The sequence below is a fragment of the Gordonia sp. NB41Y genome (assembly GCF_030718915.1).
GTDB lineage: Bacteria > Actinomycetota > Actinomycetes > Mycobacteriales > Mycobacteriaceae > Gordonia > Gordonia desulfuricans.
Genome location: NZ_CP132196.1, coordinates 2,716,742 through 2,732,433, shown reverse-complemented (window position 1 = coordinate 2,732,433; position 15,692 = coordinate 2,716,742). Strand labels below are relative to the sequence as shown.

Annotated in this window: 14 protein-coding genes; 9 read left to right on the top strand and 5 right to left on the bottom strand. The window is 68.0% G+C overall.

Going from position 1 to position 15,692, the window contains the following annotated elements; all coding sequences use genetic code 11:
- The first annotated feature begins 40 nt into the window (after window positions 1–40).
- Together Q9K23_RS11775 and nagA are read left to right on the top strand one after the other, a co-directional pair.
- Window positions 41–958 (top strand): BadF/BadG/BcrA/BcrD ATPase family protein, encoded by a 918-nt coding sequence (locus Q9K23_RS11775; protein ID WP_053776950.1) that lies wholly within the window; start codon window positions 41–43, stop codon window positions 956–958.
- On the top strand, window positions 955–2,094 hold the full coding sequence (gene nagA, locus Q9K23_RS11770; RefSeq protein WP_082365825.1) for an N-acetylglucosamine-6-phosphate deacetylase: 1,140 nt from the start codon (window positions 955–957) through the stop codon (window positions 2,092–2,094). Before Q9K23_RS11775 ends, nagA begins: the two co-directional genes overlap by 4 nt.
- A 746-nt stretch (window positions 2,095–2,840) precedes the next feature.
- Here the strand turns inward: nagA and Q9K23_RS11765 are convergent.
- Entirely contained in the window at window positions 2,841–4,493 is a 1,653-nt protein-coding gene (locus Q9K23_RS11765) for a DUF6777 domain-containing protein (RefSeq protein ID WP_053776952.1), read from the bottom strand.
- 215 nt (window positions 4,494–4,708) lie between these two features.
- Window positions 4,709–5,251: a DinB family protein gene (locus Q9K23_RS11760; protein WP_053776953.1), complete on the bottom strand. Its 543-nt coding sequence runs from the start codon at window positions 5,249–5,251 to the stop codon at window positions 4,709–4,711.
- 179 nt (window positions 5,252–5,430) lie between these two features.
- Here Q9K23_RS11760 and Q9K23_RS11755 point away from each other — a divergent pair, with 179 nt between their 5' ends.
- Window positions 5,431–5,778, top strand: coding sequence for a hypothetical protein (locus Q9K23_RS11755; RefSeq protein WP_152972698.1), 348 nt, complete (start codon window positions 5,431–5,433; stop codon window positions 5,776–5,778).
- A gap of 73 nt (window positions 5,779–5,851) precedes the next feature.
- Here Q9K23_RS11755 and Q9K23_RS11750 read toward each other — a convergent pair whose 3' ends face one another.
- Window positions 5,852–7,414 (bottom strand): AMP-binding protein, encoded by a 1,563-nt coding sequence (locus Q9K23_RS11750; protein WP_020793912.1) that lies wholly within the window; start codon window positions 7,412–7,414, stop codon window positions 5,852–5,854.
- 137 nt (window positions 7,415–7,551) lie between these two features.
- Between Q9K23_RS11750 and Q9K23_RS11745 the strand changes: the two genes are divergently transcribed.
- On the top strand, window positions 7,552–8,364 hold the full coding sequence (locus tag Q9K23_RS11745; RefSeq protein ID WP_305950514.1) for a LuxR C-terminal-related transcriptional regulator: 813 nt from the start codon (window positions 7,552–7,554) through the stop codon (window positions 8,362–8,364).
- Between the two features lie 43 nt (window positions 8,365–8,407).
- Here Q9K23_RS11745 and Q9K23_RS11740 read toward each other — a convergent pair whose 3' ends face one another.
- Window positions 8,408–9,169 carry a helix-turn-helix transcriptional regulator gene (locus tag Q9K23_RS11740; protein WP_020793167.1) on the bottom strand — a complete coding sequence of 254 codons (762 nt, stop codon included), beginning with the start codon at window positions 9,167–9,169 and terminating at the stop codon, window positions 8,408–8,410.
- Between the two features lie 222 nt (window positions 9,170–9,391).
- On the opposite strand from Q9K23_RS11740, the gene Q9K23_RS11735 reads away from it, so the two are divergent.
- The 5 genes from Q9K23_RS11735 (at window position 9,392) to Q9K23_RS11715 (ending at window position 13,591) form a co-directional block, all read left to right on the top strand.
- Complete coding sequence (locus Q9K23_RS11735) at window positions 9,392–10,558, top strand: LLM class flavin-dependent oxidoreductase (RefSeq protein WP_053776955.1); 1,167 nt, start codon at window positions 9,392–9,394, stop codon at window positions 10,556–10,558.
- A gap of 4 nt (window positions 10,559–10,562) precedes the next feature.
- The gene (locus Q9K23_RS11730; RefSeq protein ID WP_020790166.1) at window positions 10,563–11,060 is read left to right on the top strand and encodes a flavin reductase family protein; all 498 of its coding nucleotides are present in this window, start codon (window positions 10,563–10,565) and stop codon (window positions 11,058–11,060) included.
- On the top strand, window positions 11,057–11,347 hold the full coding sequence (locus tag Q9K23_RS11725; protein ID WP_020790163.1) for a hypothetical protein: 291 nt from the start codon (window positions 11,057–11,059) through the stop codon (window positions 11,345–11,347). Before Q9K23_RS11730 ends, Q9K23_RS11725 begins: the two co-directional genes overlap by 4 nt.
- Before the next feature lie 284 nt (window positions 11,348–11,631).
- A complete protein-coding gene (locus Q9K23_RS11720; RefSeq protein ID WP_053776956.1) occupies window positions 11,632–12,054 on the top strand; it encodes a pyridoxamine 5'-phosphate oxidase family protein in 423 nt (140 codons plus the stop codon).
- Window positions 12,055–12,391: 337 nt separating this feature from the next.
- Complete coding sequence (locus Q9K23_RS11715; RefSeq protein ID WP_020790164.1) at window positions 12,392–13,591, top strand: hypothetical protein; 1,200 nt, start codon at window positions 12,392–12,394, stop codon at window positions 13,589–13,591.
- Between the two features lie 37 nt (window positions 13,592–13,628).
- Here Q9K23_RS11715 and Q9K23_RS11710 read toward each other — a convergent pair whose 3' ends face one another.
- Window positions 13,629–15,455 carry a helix-turn-helix domain-containing protein gene (locus Q9K23_RS11710; RefSeq protein ID WP_053776958.1) on the bottom strand — a complete coding sequence of 609 codons (1,827 nt, stop codon included), beginning with the start codon at window positions 15,453–15,455 and terminating at the stop codon, window positions 13,629–13,631.
- Window positions 15,456–15,692: the final 237 nt, after the last annotated feature.

Below are 15,692 nucleotides of genomic sequence, written 5' to 3'. Positions count from 1 at the left end.
TGTGTTCGGCAGCACAAGGAGGCAACTTGTGGATGGTGGGATGGACGACGTGACTGAATCAGACGTCGGTGGTCCGATCGTTGCCTTTGATATCGGCGGGTCCAAGACGCATGCGATGCGCGCGTCGGCGTCGAGCGTCGTCTCCGAGGTGATCGTGGGGAGCGCGAACATCTCGTCCATGGGCGACGGCGAAGCCGGCAAGCAACTCGACCAGGCCATCGCAGGGATGGGTGGGGCAGACGGGGTGGACGTGGTGGTGGCGGGCTCGGCGGGGATCGACGCACCGTCGGCAGCCGCGCGATTGGAGCGGTTGCTGGCCGAACGGTTCACCACTGCGCAGATCCGCGTCGTCAACGACACCCAGCTGATCCTCGGTGCCGCCGGCCTCGATGACGGGATCGCGCTGATCTCCGGGACCGGTGCCGTCGCGTGGGGACGTAGCGGCGAGGCAACCGGACGGGCCGGTGGCTGGGGTCACCTCCTCGGCGACGAGGGCAGCGGCTACTGGGTGGCCCGCGAAGCCATCCGGCTCGCGCTCGCCGACCACGACGCCGGTCGTCCACAATCCGAGCTGGCCGGTCTGCTGCTGGCCGAATGCGACCTCGGCGCCGTGGTCGACTTCCTCGACGCCTTCTACACCTGGACTCCCCGATACTGGGCGCAACGCGCACACCTGGTGTTCGAGCAGGCAGCAGCCGGTGAACCACGCTGTACCGACATCGTCGACAGGTCCGCCGATGCGCTGGCCGGGCTGGTCATCCGTGTCGCGCAGATCCTCGACATCGACGGCCCGGTGGTGTGTGGCGGAGGCCAAGTCGTCCATCAGGACATGCTGCAGAGTCGCCTTCGGGAACGGCTCGCGGCGGCAGGCATCAGCGACGTGCGAGCGCTCGGAGCCGAACCCGTTCAGGGCGCGGTGCGGCTGGGCCGGGCCATCCTCGGCCGGTCCGGAGCATGACGATGACCCGGCCGGTCACGGTGTCGGCGGCGTGCGTGGTCAGCGGCGGCCAGGTACTACGGCCGGGATGGTTCACGATCGTCGACGGCCACATCGGAGACGTGGGCACAGGATCACCGCCGACCCCGGCCGACCACGACTACCCGCGGCACACCGTGGTTCCCGGGTTCGTCGACATGCACGTGCACGGAGGCGGCGGGGCCTCGTTCACCGACGGCCCGCAGCAGGTGGTCGACTTCCACCGGGCCCGGGGCACGACGACGCTGGTCGCGAGTCTGGTGAGCGCACCGATCCCGACCCTCCTCGACCAGATCCGGGAGCTACGCACCCACGCCGTCGACGGGACCGTGGCGGGTATCCACCTGGAAGGGCCATGGTTGGCCGCCGAACGGTGCGGAGCACATGATCCGGACGTGCTGGTCGCGCCGTCCGCGAGCACGGTGGACGACTTGCTCGCCGCCGGGGGAGGGGCAATCCGAATGGTCACGCTCGCACCCGAACTCGACGGCGCGCTCGCGGCGATCGCCCGCCTGGTGGCAGCCGGGGTGGTGGTGGGGGTGGGGCACACCGATGCCACCTACGAGCAGACCGCCGCGGCGATCGAGGCAGGCGCGACGGTGGCCACGCACCTGTTCAATGCGATGCCGTCACTCCACCACCGCGAACCCGGGCCGGTGTTGGCATTGCTCGACGACGCCCGGGTGACGGTGGAACTCATCGCCGACGGTGTGCATGTGCGACCCGAGATGGTTGCGCATGTGGTGCGCGTCGTCGGAGCGGAACGGGTTGCGCTCGTCACTGATGCGATGTCGGCGGCAGGGATGGCCGACGGTGACTATCGTCTGGGGCCGGTGGATGTCGAGGTGTCGGGCGGGGTAGCACGAGTTCAGGGCTCCGACGTGATTGCCGGGAGCACTGCGACGCCGGCCGGTGTATTTCGACGTGCGGCAGGTGGATTCGGATGTGGCGGGGCGACCGATACGTCGTTGGTCGCTGCGGTGGAGATGTGTGCGCGAACACCGGCGCGCGCGTTGGGCATCAATGGGGTCGGAGATCTTCTTCCTGGGTATCGGGCGGATTGTGTTGTGCTGGATGAGGATATGGTGGTTCGGCGGGTGGTATGCGGCGGAGTGTGAACCTTCGCCCTGCTCGACCATCGGTGTGGGGTTGTTGCGGGTGGTGGTGTGGCGGAGGAGGTTTCGACTCGGGTCCTCGCCCTTGGGGCTGTTTCAAAATGGCCGACAGCCAGAATGTTGACGTCGAACGCTCAGTTCGCCGAAGGTGATTTGGTCCCCAAATCGCTTACGCGGCGATTCAGCCCCTCTTTTCCGAGGACCAGCTGGCTATGTTCTTGAAAATGAAACAGCCCCCCTTCGGGCTCGGTCCCGGCTCAACCATCGTTCGTGGTGCGGAGGTCTTGGCCACGAGTCGGATCAGTGGGTGGTGGTGTGGCGGAGGAGGTTTCGACTCGGGTCCTCGCCCTTTGGGGCTGTTTCAAAATGGCCGACAGCCAGAATGTTGAGGTCGAACGCTCAGTTCGCCGAAGGTGATTTGGTCCCCAAATCGCTTACGCGGCGATTCAGCCCCTCTTTTCCGAGGACCAGCTGGCTATGTTCTTGAAAATGAAACAGCCCCCTTTGGGCTCGGTCCCGGCTCAACCATCGTGGATCGGGTATCGCTTTGCGAGGATGCGTGCTCGACCAGCGTTGGTGGGGTGTCGCTTTGCGAGGATGTCTACTCAACCATCGTTGGTCGGTATCGCTTTGTGGGGATGCGTGCTCGACCAGGGGTGACATGGCGAACACCGGCCGGGTTGTGCCCGTCAGATGACAAGGCGGGTGCCCACGTGTGTGGGCACCCGCCGTGTCTCACCTACCGGAGATCAGGATGCCGGTGTTGTGGTGGTGGTTGTGTCGAGAGTCGTTTCCTCCGTGGTGGTCTCGGTGGTCGTCTCCTCGGTGGTGGTCTCCGTCGTCGTGGTGGTCTCCGGAGTGGTGGTCTCCACCGTCGTCTCGGTGGTGGTGGTCGACGTGGTGGTCGTGGCCAGTGTCTGCCAGGTGGCGGAGGTGACCTCGACCGTCGTCGAACTGCTGCCCTCGGTGAGCGTCAACTTCCACACACCGTCGGAACCGGTGTAGGAGCTGACCGCGGATTGCGACAGCGAACTCTGCGACACCGAACGGGATGCACTGTCGCTACAGGTCAGCGACACCGATCCGGTGCTCTCCTCCGACGGTGCACGGCAGGTCACCGAACGGGAGCCGCTGGTGAAGCTGAAGCTACCGATCGAATCACCGCTGCCGGAGAACACCGTCGGCGACGCCTGCGCCGACGAGGAACTGCTCGCGGACGTGCTGCTGTCGGACGGGCTCGAGGCATCCGAGCTGACCGGATTGCTGCCCTCGACAGGAGCACCGGCAGAGGCGGACGGGTCGGAAGAGTCGGACGAGTCGGCCGGGTTCTCACTCTCGGCGAGGGGCACGTTGTTGCGGGCCTCGGCCTCCTGCTCCACCTGCGGGGCCACCTCGGGCGAACCGGCCCGGGCCAGACCGTTGGTCTGCGCCTCGGAGTCGTCATCGACCTGCAGGGGCACGTTGAGTGCGGCCGGGGTCGGCAGCGCCTCGGTGAGCGGCGCCTGACCGGATAGGTCGAGCAGCCCGCCGACGGTCCGCTCGAACAGCTGGCGGGTGTCGAGGTTGACCAGGGTCAGCGAGGTCTGGTTGGCCGGTGCCTGCGCCGGTGCCTGGTTGATGACGGTGGTCGTGTTGTTCACGACGGTCACGTTCTGTGTGTTGTAGGCGACCCGGGTGATGTAGTTGACCTGGTAGCCGGGCCACGGCTGCCCACGGGTGCGGAACCCGCCGACCGGTGCAGCCGATGGCGGCGCCAACGGATTGCCGCACGCGCACCGCACGCGCGGGACACCCGCGCCGTCGACGAGGACCGCGGTCCCCGCCTGCAACACGTCCTGGTACGCGTGGGCCGAACCGCCCTGATACGAGTAGTTGGTGACCCATGTGTCGGCGGTCAGCACCACCGGGGTGAGGGTGTCCAGGTAGTACGGGATGGCGCCGGTGCTGATCCCGAACACACTGGCCCACGCCCGCGCCTGCGACGGATTGTTGGCCAGGTAGTTGCCGAGCGCCGCGGTGTCGCAGGTGTTGGAACCGCCGGCGTAGAGGCCGGGGGTGGTGCCGCTGACCACCCGGGTGCCCTGATCGGGGGCGCCGGTCTGCGAACTCAACCGCAGGCCGTTGTCCAGCGGCTTGTTCGACAACGACGCATTGGGGGTGAACGGGTTCTCGCCCGCCGATTCGGCCGAGGTGAGCGAGAGGAACGGCAGATCGAAGCCGTCCTTCTTGGTCTTCAGCACGATCACCACCACCGATGCGAACACCAGCGCCAGCACCGCGACGATCGCGGCGAGGATCAGCGTGAGGTTCCGCCGGTTGCGGGGCTGGTGCTCCGGGGGCAGCGCGCCGAACGGCACAGACGGCGGCGGGTACGACGGCGGCCCGGGTGGGTAATACGACATGGGATCTCGGCTCCTGCGACTGATCGGCGGGTTTTCCCGAGCCCCAAGTATCGGGAGTGCCGTCATGCGTGATCAAGCACGGGTCACGAAATCAGCCGTCCAACAGATAAATCCACCCGAACGGACGACACCGGGGTAACGAACACCGCGACCACCACGATCTACCATGGCAAACTCTCGCCACGCGTCCCGGAGCGTCAGCCGACAACCGGAAACTATCCGGCGCGCAGGGCCGACATCGTCGTCTGCCCGTCGAGCGCCTCCCGGATGATATCGGCATGTCCACTGTGGTGGGCGATCTCGCGCAGCAGGTGCAGCGCCATCTTCCGTACCGACCACCACTCGCGCTCGGGCTGCCAGGGCGCGGTCGCCTGGGGGATCAACTCGTCGAGGCTGCCCACCTCGAGGATCACCTTGTCGAACTCCTCGGACGACTTCTCGAAGGCGGTGACCCAGTCGGCCAGGGTCTCGCCGTCGAGCAACTCGTAGGCACCCCCCATCCGGGAGGGGTCGAAGACCGCGTTCTCGTCGCGCTCGACGATGATCGTCGCATTGTCCGCCTGCACCTGGCCCACATGCTTGACCAGGCCACCCAAAGTGAGCTCACTGACCGTGCTGCGCCGCCGCGCCTGCTCGTCATCGAGGCCGCGGACGGTGATCAGGAACATCGCCCGCTGGTCGGTGAGCAGCGTCAGCAGGTCGGCCTTCTCGCCGGTGACATCGGTCGGGAGGGTGACGTGGGTGTAGGTGCCGGCCATGGGGATTCCCTTTCCTCGGTGACTGTGCACCCAGACTAAGGATCGATGAGGACAGATTCGGTCCGCAATCGTCCGTCGAACACCGGCGACTCGGGTTCGAGACAATAAATGAAAAAGTTGCTACCGTGCATATGCCGCTCGGTATGGGCCGACGGCAACACTCACCCAGGGGGAATCTGATGAACATTCGACGCATGGTGATGATCGGCGCAGCCACGCTGGGTCTGGGCGTCGCCGGACTCGTCGCGGCGCCGGCCGCGCAGGCGTTCACCGTGGCACCGGCACCGGGTGGGGGATCGGTGACCCTCGATCGCGGCGAGGCCGCAGCCGTCGGTAATGCGAATGTCGCCGGCCTCGTCGACGGTGTGCTGCCGGGATACCGCGCCGACGACGGCGAATCGATCGGTCGTGGCCTCGATCGCTATGCCGACTGGGCCGCGCGCACCCCGAACAGTGCGGTGCGGGTGACCGTCACCGGTGTGCCCGCCGACCCGAGTGTCGGCCTGACCGCACTGCGCGGTCGCTGACCCGGGCAGTCGGCGCCGGTCGACGCAGTCGGTCGGCCGGCGCCGGCGCCGTTTCGGTGGTGACGCCCCGGGACTACTGCCGGCGGAGGATGAATCGCTGGATCTTGCCGCTCGGGGTCTTCGGCAGGGCATCGACGAAGTGCACCGTGCGCGGGTAGGCATGCGCGGCGAATCCGGTCTTGACCAGCTGCTGCAGCTCGGCTTCGAGGGCGTCGTCCCCGACCACCCCGTCGGCGACCACCACGAAGGCCTCCAGGACCTCTCCGCGCAGGTCGTCGGGCCGGCCGACGACGGCCACGTCGACCACCGACGGGTGCGTGATCAGCACGCTCTCCACGTCGAACGGTCCGATCCGGTAGCCGGCCATGATGATCACGTCGTCGTCGCGGGCGGAGAAGTAGAAGTTGCCGTCGTCGTCGACGCGGCCGGTGTCGCCGGTGAGGTACCAGCGCCGGTCCTCGGTGAACCGGGCCGCGGTCTTCTCCGGCGCATCGAGATATCCGGCGAACCACATCAGCGGGCTGGCGGGGACGTCGATCGCGATCTGGCCGTCGACGATCCCGGCCGCGAAGCCCGGCATCGGCTGCCCCATCGAACTGGGGATCAGCGGGCGGCGCACCTCGTCGGCCCAGTGGTTGTTGATGAACATGCCGTGCTCGGTCTGGCCGTAGTGGTCGCGCACCTCGGTTCCCAATGCCTGCTTGGCCCAGTCGATCACGTCCGGGGTCAGCGGCTCGCCGGCCGACGACGCACGCCGCAGGCCGAATCCGTCGACGGCGCTGCTCTTGCTCAGCGACCGGTACACGGTGGGGGCGGCGGCGAAGTTGGTGACGCCCAGCTCGGTGAGCACCTTGGCGGTGGTCTCCGGTGTGAAACCGGCCTGCAGCAGGACATTGGGGCGACCGATCGCCAGCGGCCCGAGGATGCCGTAGTACAGCCCGTACGCCCACCCGGGATCGGCGGCGTTCCAGAACACGTCGTCGGCGGAGACGTCGAGGCCGTAACGCATGTAGGTGACGAACGACGCCAGCGCCTTCACCGGCACCGGCACACCCTTCGGCGCGCCGGTGGTGCCGCTGGTGAACAGCAGGATCAGTGCACCGTCGCCGCCGACGGCCACCGACCGCTCGATCGGGTCACTTTGTGCGACAAGCGAATCGAACTGCTCACCGGCGACGACGGTGGTGAGGCCGTCGATCGGCTCGAGCTTGGCGGCCTGACTGGGTTCGGTCACCACGACGGTGGCGTCACCGCCGCGCAACCGCATCTCGATGGCCGGGGTGGCGAACGCGGTGAACAGCGGGATGTACACCGCGCCGAGGCGTGCCAGCGCCAGCAGGGTGACCACCAGTTCGGTGCGCTTGCCCATCAGCACACCCACCCGCGAGCCGCGCTCCACACCGAGACCGGCGAGTGCGGTGGCCAGCCGCCGCGACTGGGCGGCGAGCTCCCCGTAGGTGACGTTCGTGGTGGTCAGCTCGTCGCCGTCGACACCCACCGTCACGAAGGCGACGCTGTCGGGGTCATGACGGTCGACGAGCAGTGTGGCCGCATCGGCCTCCGGGCTGCCGAAGATCTCGAGCCACGCCTGGACGTCGGCGTCGGCGCCGTGCTGGGCGGGAGCGGTCTGTGTCATGGTCGCACCTATGTCTCACGAGTAAGCTGAATCACATTCGACGACCATTCTGGACCCGCCATGTGACCTGTGGCACCCCCCAAAGAGGGGGAAGCGGGCGAACCGGGAGAATGGCGGGGAACAGGAAGGAGCCGGCGATGACCGAATCCCTGGCCGCGCCGGTCACCGACGCCCTGCTCCGCGTGCAACGCTCCAGCGGTGTCTCGCTCGCCTTTGCCGGGATGGTGCAGAACGGTCGCGGCGTGCGGCTCAGCCGGTTCGTCGGACCGACGGTCGGGGCGCTCGACGGGGTCGCGGTGGAACTCGGCCACGGGCTCGGCGGCAAGGTGGTCACGCTCAACCGGCCGATGGTGGTCGACGACTACCTGCGCACCCCGCGGATCACCCATCGGTACAACTCGGTGATCGCCGCCGAGGGACTCCGGGCGATGGCCGCGGCACCCGTCGTCGTCGACCGCGCACCGATCGCGGTGCTGTATCTGGCCGTGCACACCGACGACCCGATCGGTGACCGTGCCCTCGACGCCCTCGCCGTCGAATCCCGGGCGCTCGAGCAGCGGATCGTCGCCTCGCGGGCGAGTGTCGCCGCGGCCGGGGCGGACGCCGACGCCGATTCCCTGCGCATCCGCCTGACCGAGGCCTATGCGCAGCTGCGCGACCTCGCCCGGTCGGTCGACGACGAGGCGCTGACCACCCAGATCGCCCAGATCACCCGGACGCTGCTCGACGACGAGGCCCAGGCCGCCGACGTCACCGTGGAACTGACCCGCCGCGAACAGGATGTACTGGCCTTGGCCGCGCTCGGCTACACCAATGCGCGGATCGCGGAGAACCTCGGGATCGGGGTGCACACCGCGAAGGGCTACATGAAGGACGTGCTGCGCAAACTCGGCGCGGCCGGTCGGCTCGAGGCGGTCGTGATCGCGCGGCGCGCCGGGCTGCTGCCCTGACGTCCGCGCTGCTCCGGGCGGTTTCTGGGGCCGGGTGGACTGTCTACTGTGCGAGGCGTTCGGTGTAGACGAGTTTCGCCAGTTCGACCCGATTGCGGACGCGGGTGATGGTGAAGATGCGACTCACATACTTTTTCACCGAGTCCACCTCGATGCGCAGCGCGGCCGCGATCTCCTCGTTGGTCAGGCCGTCGGCGAGCAGTTCGGCCAGTTCCTGCTGACGTGGAGACAGCCGTTCACGCCACGACAGGACGGGACCGCCGGGGAGGGTCTTGGCGAACGTCGAGAGCTGCCCGGCGAGCAGCCCCAGCGCGCGGACCTGCTGCGGCGGGACCTCACGGCCGGCCGAGTCGAAGATCCCGACCAGCGCATGCGCGTCGTCGGCCAGACCCAGATGCATCACCGCGGCGCTGTGCAGTTGGCGCCGGTAGAGGAACCGATCCATGTACTCGACGGCGGTGGACGGCAGGCTGCGCAGCTGCGTGTGCGTGATGGCACGTGCGGTGCTCAGTGCGGCAAACGACTCCGGTGCCGAGAACATGTCGGTGCGGTACCAGCCGGAGTGGTACTCGTCGAGGATCGGGGTGATCCGGCCGGTCACCACCGGGTCGGGGTCGGCGAAGGCGTTCCGGAAGGTGTGCCCGGCCAGGAACGTGGTGTTGGGGAAGCCGTAGTGGGTGTGCAGCGCATCCATCAGCAGATGCTTGAACCGCGTGAGGTCGCGGGCCTGCGCACAGTGATCGAGAACGGCGAAGACGCGCTCGTACTCGACGCCGGGCAGCGGTTCGGCGGTCGCCGGTGTCATCGGCCGCCTCCCTCCTGTCGTCACAGCTGGTAGGGACTGTGATCTGGATCATGGTGTGTACTCCATAGAACTCACCCGGCCCCGCGCGCGCAAGGTTGGCCGACGTTGCATCGGCCGGCAGTCCGCCAAAACTGTCCACTTTGGTGCACTGTGGCACCGGTCACACCGGATCTAGTGTCGATGACATTCCACCGATCACCCGATGACCAGGAGAAATGCACGATGAGCAGGCTTCGCTTCGGCTACTTCATGGCCCCCTTCCACGTTCCCGGCCGCAACCCCACCGCCGCCCTCGAGCGGGACCTCGAGATGGCCGAACTCCTGGATCGCCTCGGCTACGACGAGGTCTGGTACGGCGAGCACCACTCCGCGGGCAGCGAGATCATCGCCTCGCCGGAGATCATGATCGCCGCCGCCGCCCAGCGTGCCCCGCGGATTCACTTCGGCACCGGCGTCACCTCGCTCTCGTACCACAACCCGCTGTGGGCGGCCGACCGCATCATGCAGCTCGACCACCTCACCCGCGGCCGCACCATCTTCGGTATCGGTCCCGGATCACTGCCCACCGACTCGGCGATGATCGGCCTCGACCCCACCGAGACCCGCGAACTGCTCAGCGACAACCTCGACATCGTCGTCAGGCTGCTGCGCGGGGAGACCGTCAGCGCCAAGACCCGCACGCACGAACTGTTCGACGCCAAGCTGCAACTCGCGCCGTACTCACCGGGCGGGGTGCCGATCGCGCTCGCCGCGGTCGCCTCACCGACCGGTCCGCGTCTGGCCGGCAAGTACGGTCTGGGTCTGATCTCGCTGGGCGCGACGCTGTCGGCGGACGGCTTCGACGCGCTGGCCCTGCACTGGAACGTGATGGAGGAGCGGGCTGCGGCCAACGACACCACCGTCGACCGGTCGCAGTGGCGTCTGGCCGGACCGTTCCACCTCGCCGAGACCGAGGAGCAGGCCCGCAAGCAGGTCGCCTACGGCATCGAGGAGTGGTTCGACTACTTCCAGCACGTCGCGGCGTTCCCGCAGATGGCGGTGTCGGGCAGTCGCCTCGACGAGATGATCGACTTCATCAACACCTCCGGTGTCGGCGTGATCGGCACTCCCGAACAGGCCCGCGCACAGGTGCAGCGCCTGTGGGATCAGTCCGGTGGCTTCGGCTGCATGCTGCAGATGGGCCACGACTGGGCCAACCCCGAGGACACCAAGCGCTCCGCGCAGCTGTTCGCCGACGAGGTCTTCCCGCACTTCCAGGAGCAGGCACAGCCGACCCTGGATGCGGCGGCCGCGGCCCGTGCGGTGCGCGAAGGACATGCCAAGAAGCAGCTGGAGGCCGTCGACCACATGACGCGCAAGTACCAGCAGGAAGTCTCTGCAAAGGCCTGAAACGATGAGTTCTCCTCTCGCACAATCGGATACCCTCGCCACCGCATTCCGTGAGGCGATGTCCAACGTGTGTGCCCCGGTCGCCGTCATCACCACCTTCGACGGCGACCGGCCGCACGGCACCACCGTCAGCGCATTCATGTCGCTGTCGGTGGGGCCGCCGATGGTGGCGGTCGCGTTGGACCACGGCTCGGATGTGCTGCGCCTGATCCGCGATCACGGCAGGTTCGGGGTCAACGTGCTGGGTTCGGCACAGTCGGAACTGGCCCTGAACTTCGCCCGCAAAGGCGACGACAAGTTCGCCGCGGTACCGTGGCGCGCCCGCGCCGGACTGCCGTCCCTCGACGGCACCACCGGCTGGGTGGCCTGTGTCGCAGCAGATTTCGTGTCCGGCGGTGATCACACCGTGGTCTTCGGCGAGGTCGCCGACGTCGCCCACGACACCGTCGAACCGCTCACCTATCACCGTCGGACCTTCGGAACGAATCGAGCACACCCATGATCGTCGTCATCGAATCGGGGACGGCCCGCGTCTCCGAACCCCACGACTACACCCGGATCGGCCTCGCCGACAACATCGCCCCGACCGATGCTGCTGCGGCACTGGCCCATTCCGGCCTCGGTGGCGTCGACGGCGATCAGGTGCGACTGCACATCCCGTCCCTCGCCCGTGCCCTGCGGTCGGCGAACGCGTACTCCGAGCGGTGGTTCGGGTCGCTGATCGGTTGCGCAGCGGTATGGGGCTGGTTGCGCTCCGGCGACGACCTGGTGCGTGCTGCCACCGATTGAGGCGAGAACCCCGCGCGTGCTGGGCGGCCAGACCGCCGTGCGGTGTGCGTCGGGTCCGGCCATCGGGTGACAGTCGGCCGGCGGCAGGTGTGATCGGAACTGCCGGGCATCGGCGTCGGACACCGTCATACTTGTCCAGATGCACCCCAGGGAGCCCCGATGACGCCTGTTCTCGATTCGACTCGGTCGAGCGCGTTCCCCGGAACCGCCGTGTGGCCGATCCGGACCGCTGCCGACAGGGTCACACCGTCACCGCGCGCGGCAGATGCCCCCGGCGAGGGGCGATGAAGCTCTCGCAGACACAGGCGAGGCAGCGGCTCGACGCTCATGACCATGCGGTGCTGGCGACGGTACATCCGCGGCGCGGGGTGGATGCGGTCCCGGTGGTCTATGCCGTGGACGGCGAGTACCTGGGGATCCCGGTCGACCGGGTCAAACCCAAATCGTCGACCCGACTCCAGCGGGAGCGCAACCTGGAGGCCGATCCCCGGGCGACCCTGCTCGTCGAGCAGTGGGACGCCCACGACTGGTCCCGGTTGTGGTGGGTGCGGGCCGAACTGCGTTGGGCCGGACCCGACCACTCTCGCGCCGATGCCCTCGGCGCCGCACTGGCCCGCCGATATCCCCAATACGCCGACCAGCCGTTCGCCGCGGTCCTGGTCTTTCACGTCGAGGCGGTGACCGGCTGGAGCGGCAGCGGCCCCTGAACGCGCCCACAGTGGATCGCTCCGTGGAAAGCGTTGGGGGCAGACGGTGTCGGCGGGTCGGCTGCTGGGTGCTCCGCGCATGTCGTCGATGGCACCGGGACCCTACTGCCGGCGCGGATCTGGGCCAGGTTCGACGTCGAACACCGGGCGGACGTGCCATCACAGGAGTCTGCGACCACCTCGCCCGACGGTTCCTCGCCACGACTGCCGCCATCCGGCACGCGACCGCACCGCAGGCCAGAGCACACGCTCATCGACCTTCTGAGACCACTGGCCCAGGCATCGGTCATTTAGGCTGGGAGCCACACAACAGGCGGCGCGGGAGGATGCGGAGGGTATGGGCAAGAAGGACGGCGGCAAGAAGTCAGCGGTGAAAGCGGCCGGCCCGAAAGGCGCGGGGTCGAAAGAGACCGGGATGAAGGACATCGGCGCCACCCCGGCCGGGGCCACCGAGATCGGGCCGAAGAAGGCCGCCGAAAAGAAGGGCGGCGCCAAATCCGGCGGCGGGAAGCGCGATGCCGTCAAGGATGCGCGCACGGCCACTGTCGAGGCCGTCCCGAGGACCGTGGCGAAGAAGGACGCAGGCCCCAAGGCGGCGCCGGCCGTGACGGCCGATGTCACACTCGGAAAGAAGGATGCCGCGGTCAAGCGGCTCGAGTCCGAGATCGGACGCCTCGCCGACGAGCTCGCCCAGGTCGAGCGGGCTGCGCGCAAACGGATCAAGAAGGCCGAGAACGACGTCGCCGCATTGCGGAACGAAGTGCGCAAGCTGCTCGGCCGGATCCCCGGGGTGGGAGACAGGCTCGACGAGCCGTCCGCCGACGAACGCCCTGCCGACGAGTTGTCGGTGGCCGGCGATGCGCCCGCGGAGAACACCGTTCCGGTGCCTCTCACGGGTTCGGAGAAACCCGAGACCCGTACGCCTGAGATCGAGAAGGCGGATTCGCAGAAGTCGGGGGCCGAGACGGCGAGAACCACGCCCGCTGTGGATGCCGTTCCCGAGCCGACCATTGCTGAGGCGGTCATGGTCGAGTCGGCCGTGATCGAATCGACGGGGCCGGGGACGACCGGGCCCGAATTGCCCGTGAAGCCTGCCAAGCCCGCGAAACCCGTTGCCGTATTCGATCCCGTGGAGATTCCCCCCGAGACCACTCCGGAGGAATCGCCGGCGCGCAAGGCCACCGCGTCGTGGCCCACGAGCGCGCCGCCTGCGACTGTCCCCACGAAGAACTCCGCACCGATGAAGAGCCCTGTGCCGGTGGAGAAGTCGGCGTCGGTGGAGAAGTCCGGGCCGGCAAAGAAGCCCGGGCCGGTGGAGAAGTCGGCGCCGGTGAAGAAGAGCGCACCGGCAAAGAAGTCCGCCCCGGTGGACAAGAGCACCCCGGCGGCGTCGAAAACCGCTCCGGCACACAGGGTCGCACCCGCGCCGGCGCGTGGCGGACCGACGGTCGCTCAGCTGCGCGCCGAGGCCAAGGACAAGGGCATCAGGGGCTATTCGTCGATGACCAAGGCGCAACTGCTCGCCGCCCTGGCCTGAGCGCCGACTGAACCCGCGGGTGCGACCCGATCTGGTGTCAGACCCCGGAGATGCTGTAGCTGTGCATCTTTCGGTACAGCGAACTGCGTGACAACCCCAATGCTGCCGCAGCGCGGACACGATTGCCGTCGTATTCGGTGAGTGCGGCGACGATCGCGTCGCGCTCGGCGGACTCCAGCGCGGTGAGCGTGCGGGTGGTGTTGGACCGGCAGAAACCCGGAAGGTCCTCGGGCTGGATCTCGCCGACGGGGCGCCGACGTAACGCCTCGCTCAACGCCTGCCGCAACTGAGTGATGTTGCCGGGCCAGCCGTAGCTCGCGATCACCCGCATCGCCTTGGGGCTCAGGCGCGTGATTCTCTGTGGTGAAACATCTTTCACGATCTGCGCGACGATCGACTCCAGATCCGCGCTGCGCAGACGCAACGGTGGCACCGTCACCGAGCGGTCGAGCCGATCGAGCAGGACGGCTGCTGGAGAGTCGGCCGCGGTGTCACCCGATCCCATCGTCACCGCCACCCGGTATCCGGCGGTGAGGGCGTCGTCGACCATGCCGCACAGGGTGGCCGCGGTGTCGGTTCCGACCTGATCCGGTCGCCGGACCACCAGCAGCGCCGGACCGTCGACGGTGGGGTCCGGCGACACCACCTGCTCACCGCGCTCCAATCGTGGGGCGTCGACGACGACCACCGGCGCGTCGCCGTGGACCTCACGGAACGCCTCGGCGATCAGCGACAGCCGGCCAGATCCCGGTTCACCGAGGGCGAGCAGTCCGTCACCGGATTCGAAGGCCTCGACGGCCTCGGCTCGGGCGGTTCGCCACGCCGGGCTGCGTGTCGTGGCCGCCGACCGGGTGGCGCGCTCTCGCTTAGACTCGGGTGCTGAGATGTCCGGAATCGACAGTGGTGCAGTCGAACCCGGGATCACGATCTCGTCCTCGTCGAGCAGGAGCACCATCCCCACGGTATCGCCGTTACAGGTGATCCCGGTGGAACGCAGCCGGATTCGGCGTCCGTCATCGAGCGTCAAATGGCGTGCGGCACGCTCGGAACGGGTCATCAGGAACTGCGCGAACTCGGCAACGGTGTTCTGCTGGTCAGGCGAGAGAAGCTCGCGTGCAGCCTCGTTGACCATCGTGGTGTCGGCGCCGCGCATACCGTGCGTCCCACTGCCGACCGCCATCACCGGCTGGTGGGGCCGGGCGTCGGCGCGCAGATAGGTCTCGAACAGTGCTCGGGTGGCCTGGCTGCGGTCGAGCAGGAGATTGCGCCCGATCTCCCCGGCGGCCGAGCGGATCAGGGCATCCATCAACGGATTCCACGTGTCGGCGAGCATGCTCGCGTCCAAGACGCCCACGACACGTCCGCTCACCGGATCGAAGACCGGGGCACCCGTGCAGGCGAACTGGATGAGCTTCTGGTTGAAGTGTTCACAGCCGATCACCCGGACCGGGGCGCCGACCTCGAAGACCGTGCCGACCCCGTTGGTGCCCACACCGCTCTCCACGAAGCAGAACCCGCGCTGGAAGTCGACACGGTCGAGGACCCGTCCCACTGCGGCCGAACAGTCCCGGCGGTCGACGATCCGGGCCTTGGCGTCGGTGAGGGCGATCGTCACCGGGACATCGCTCATGTCCTCGGTGAGCCGCTCGATCACCGGTTGCGCACAGCGCGCCAGGCGGGAGTCGAAGTCGATGTCGTCGTGGAAGTCGACGTGGTAGCGGTCGGCGTTGACCCCGGCATCGTGGCTGCGTTCCCACGATGCGGCCACCACATCGTCGACCCCGGCGGCACCGGCCGGGCCGTACTCCAGGAAGTCCGCGCGGGCTGCGGCGATGCGGAGCTGGCGCTCGCGCAGGTCGGTCATCGTCGCGTGCCTCCGTTCTCGGGCGCCGGTGGATATGTGACATACGGCAGAGGTGTGACATGGGACACATAGCCGATTATGCAGCGATTTCGGCGGAAACGACACTGTGCGGAGGGTCAGGTGCGGTGTCCCAATATGGGACACCGGGACCTCCTGGGACAGCGCCGAGAATTCTCCGCAGTGAGCGCCGTCACACCCGGGCGCCATCACCAACACAGCGTCACCACAACCCAGGAG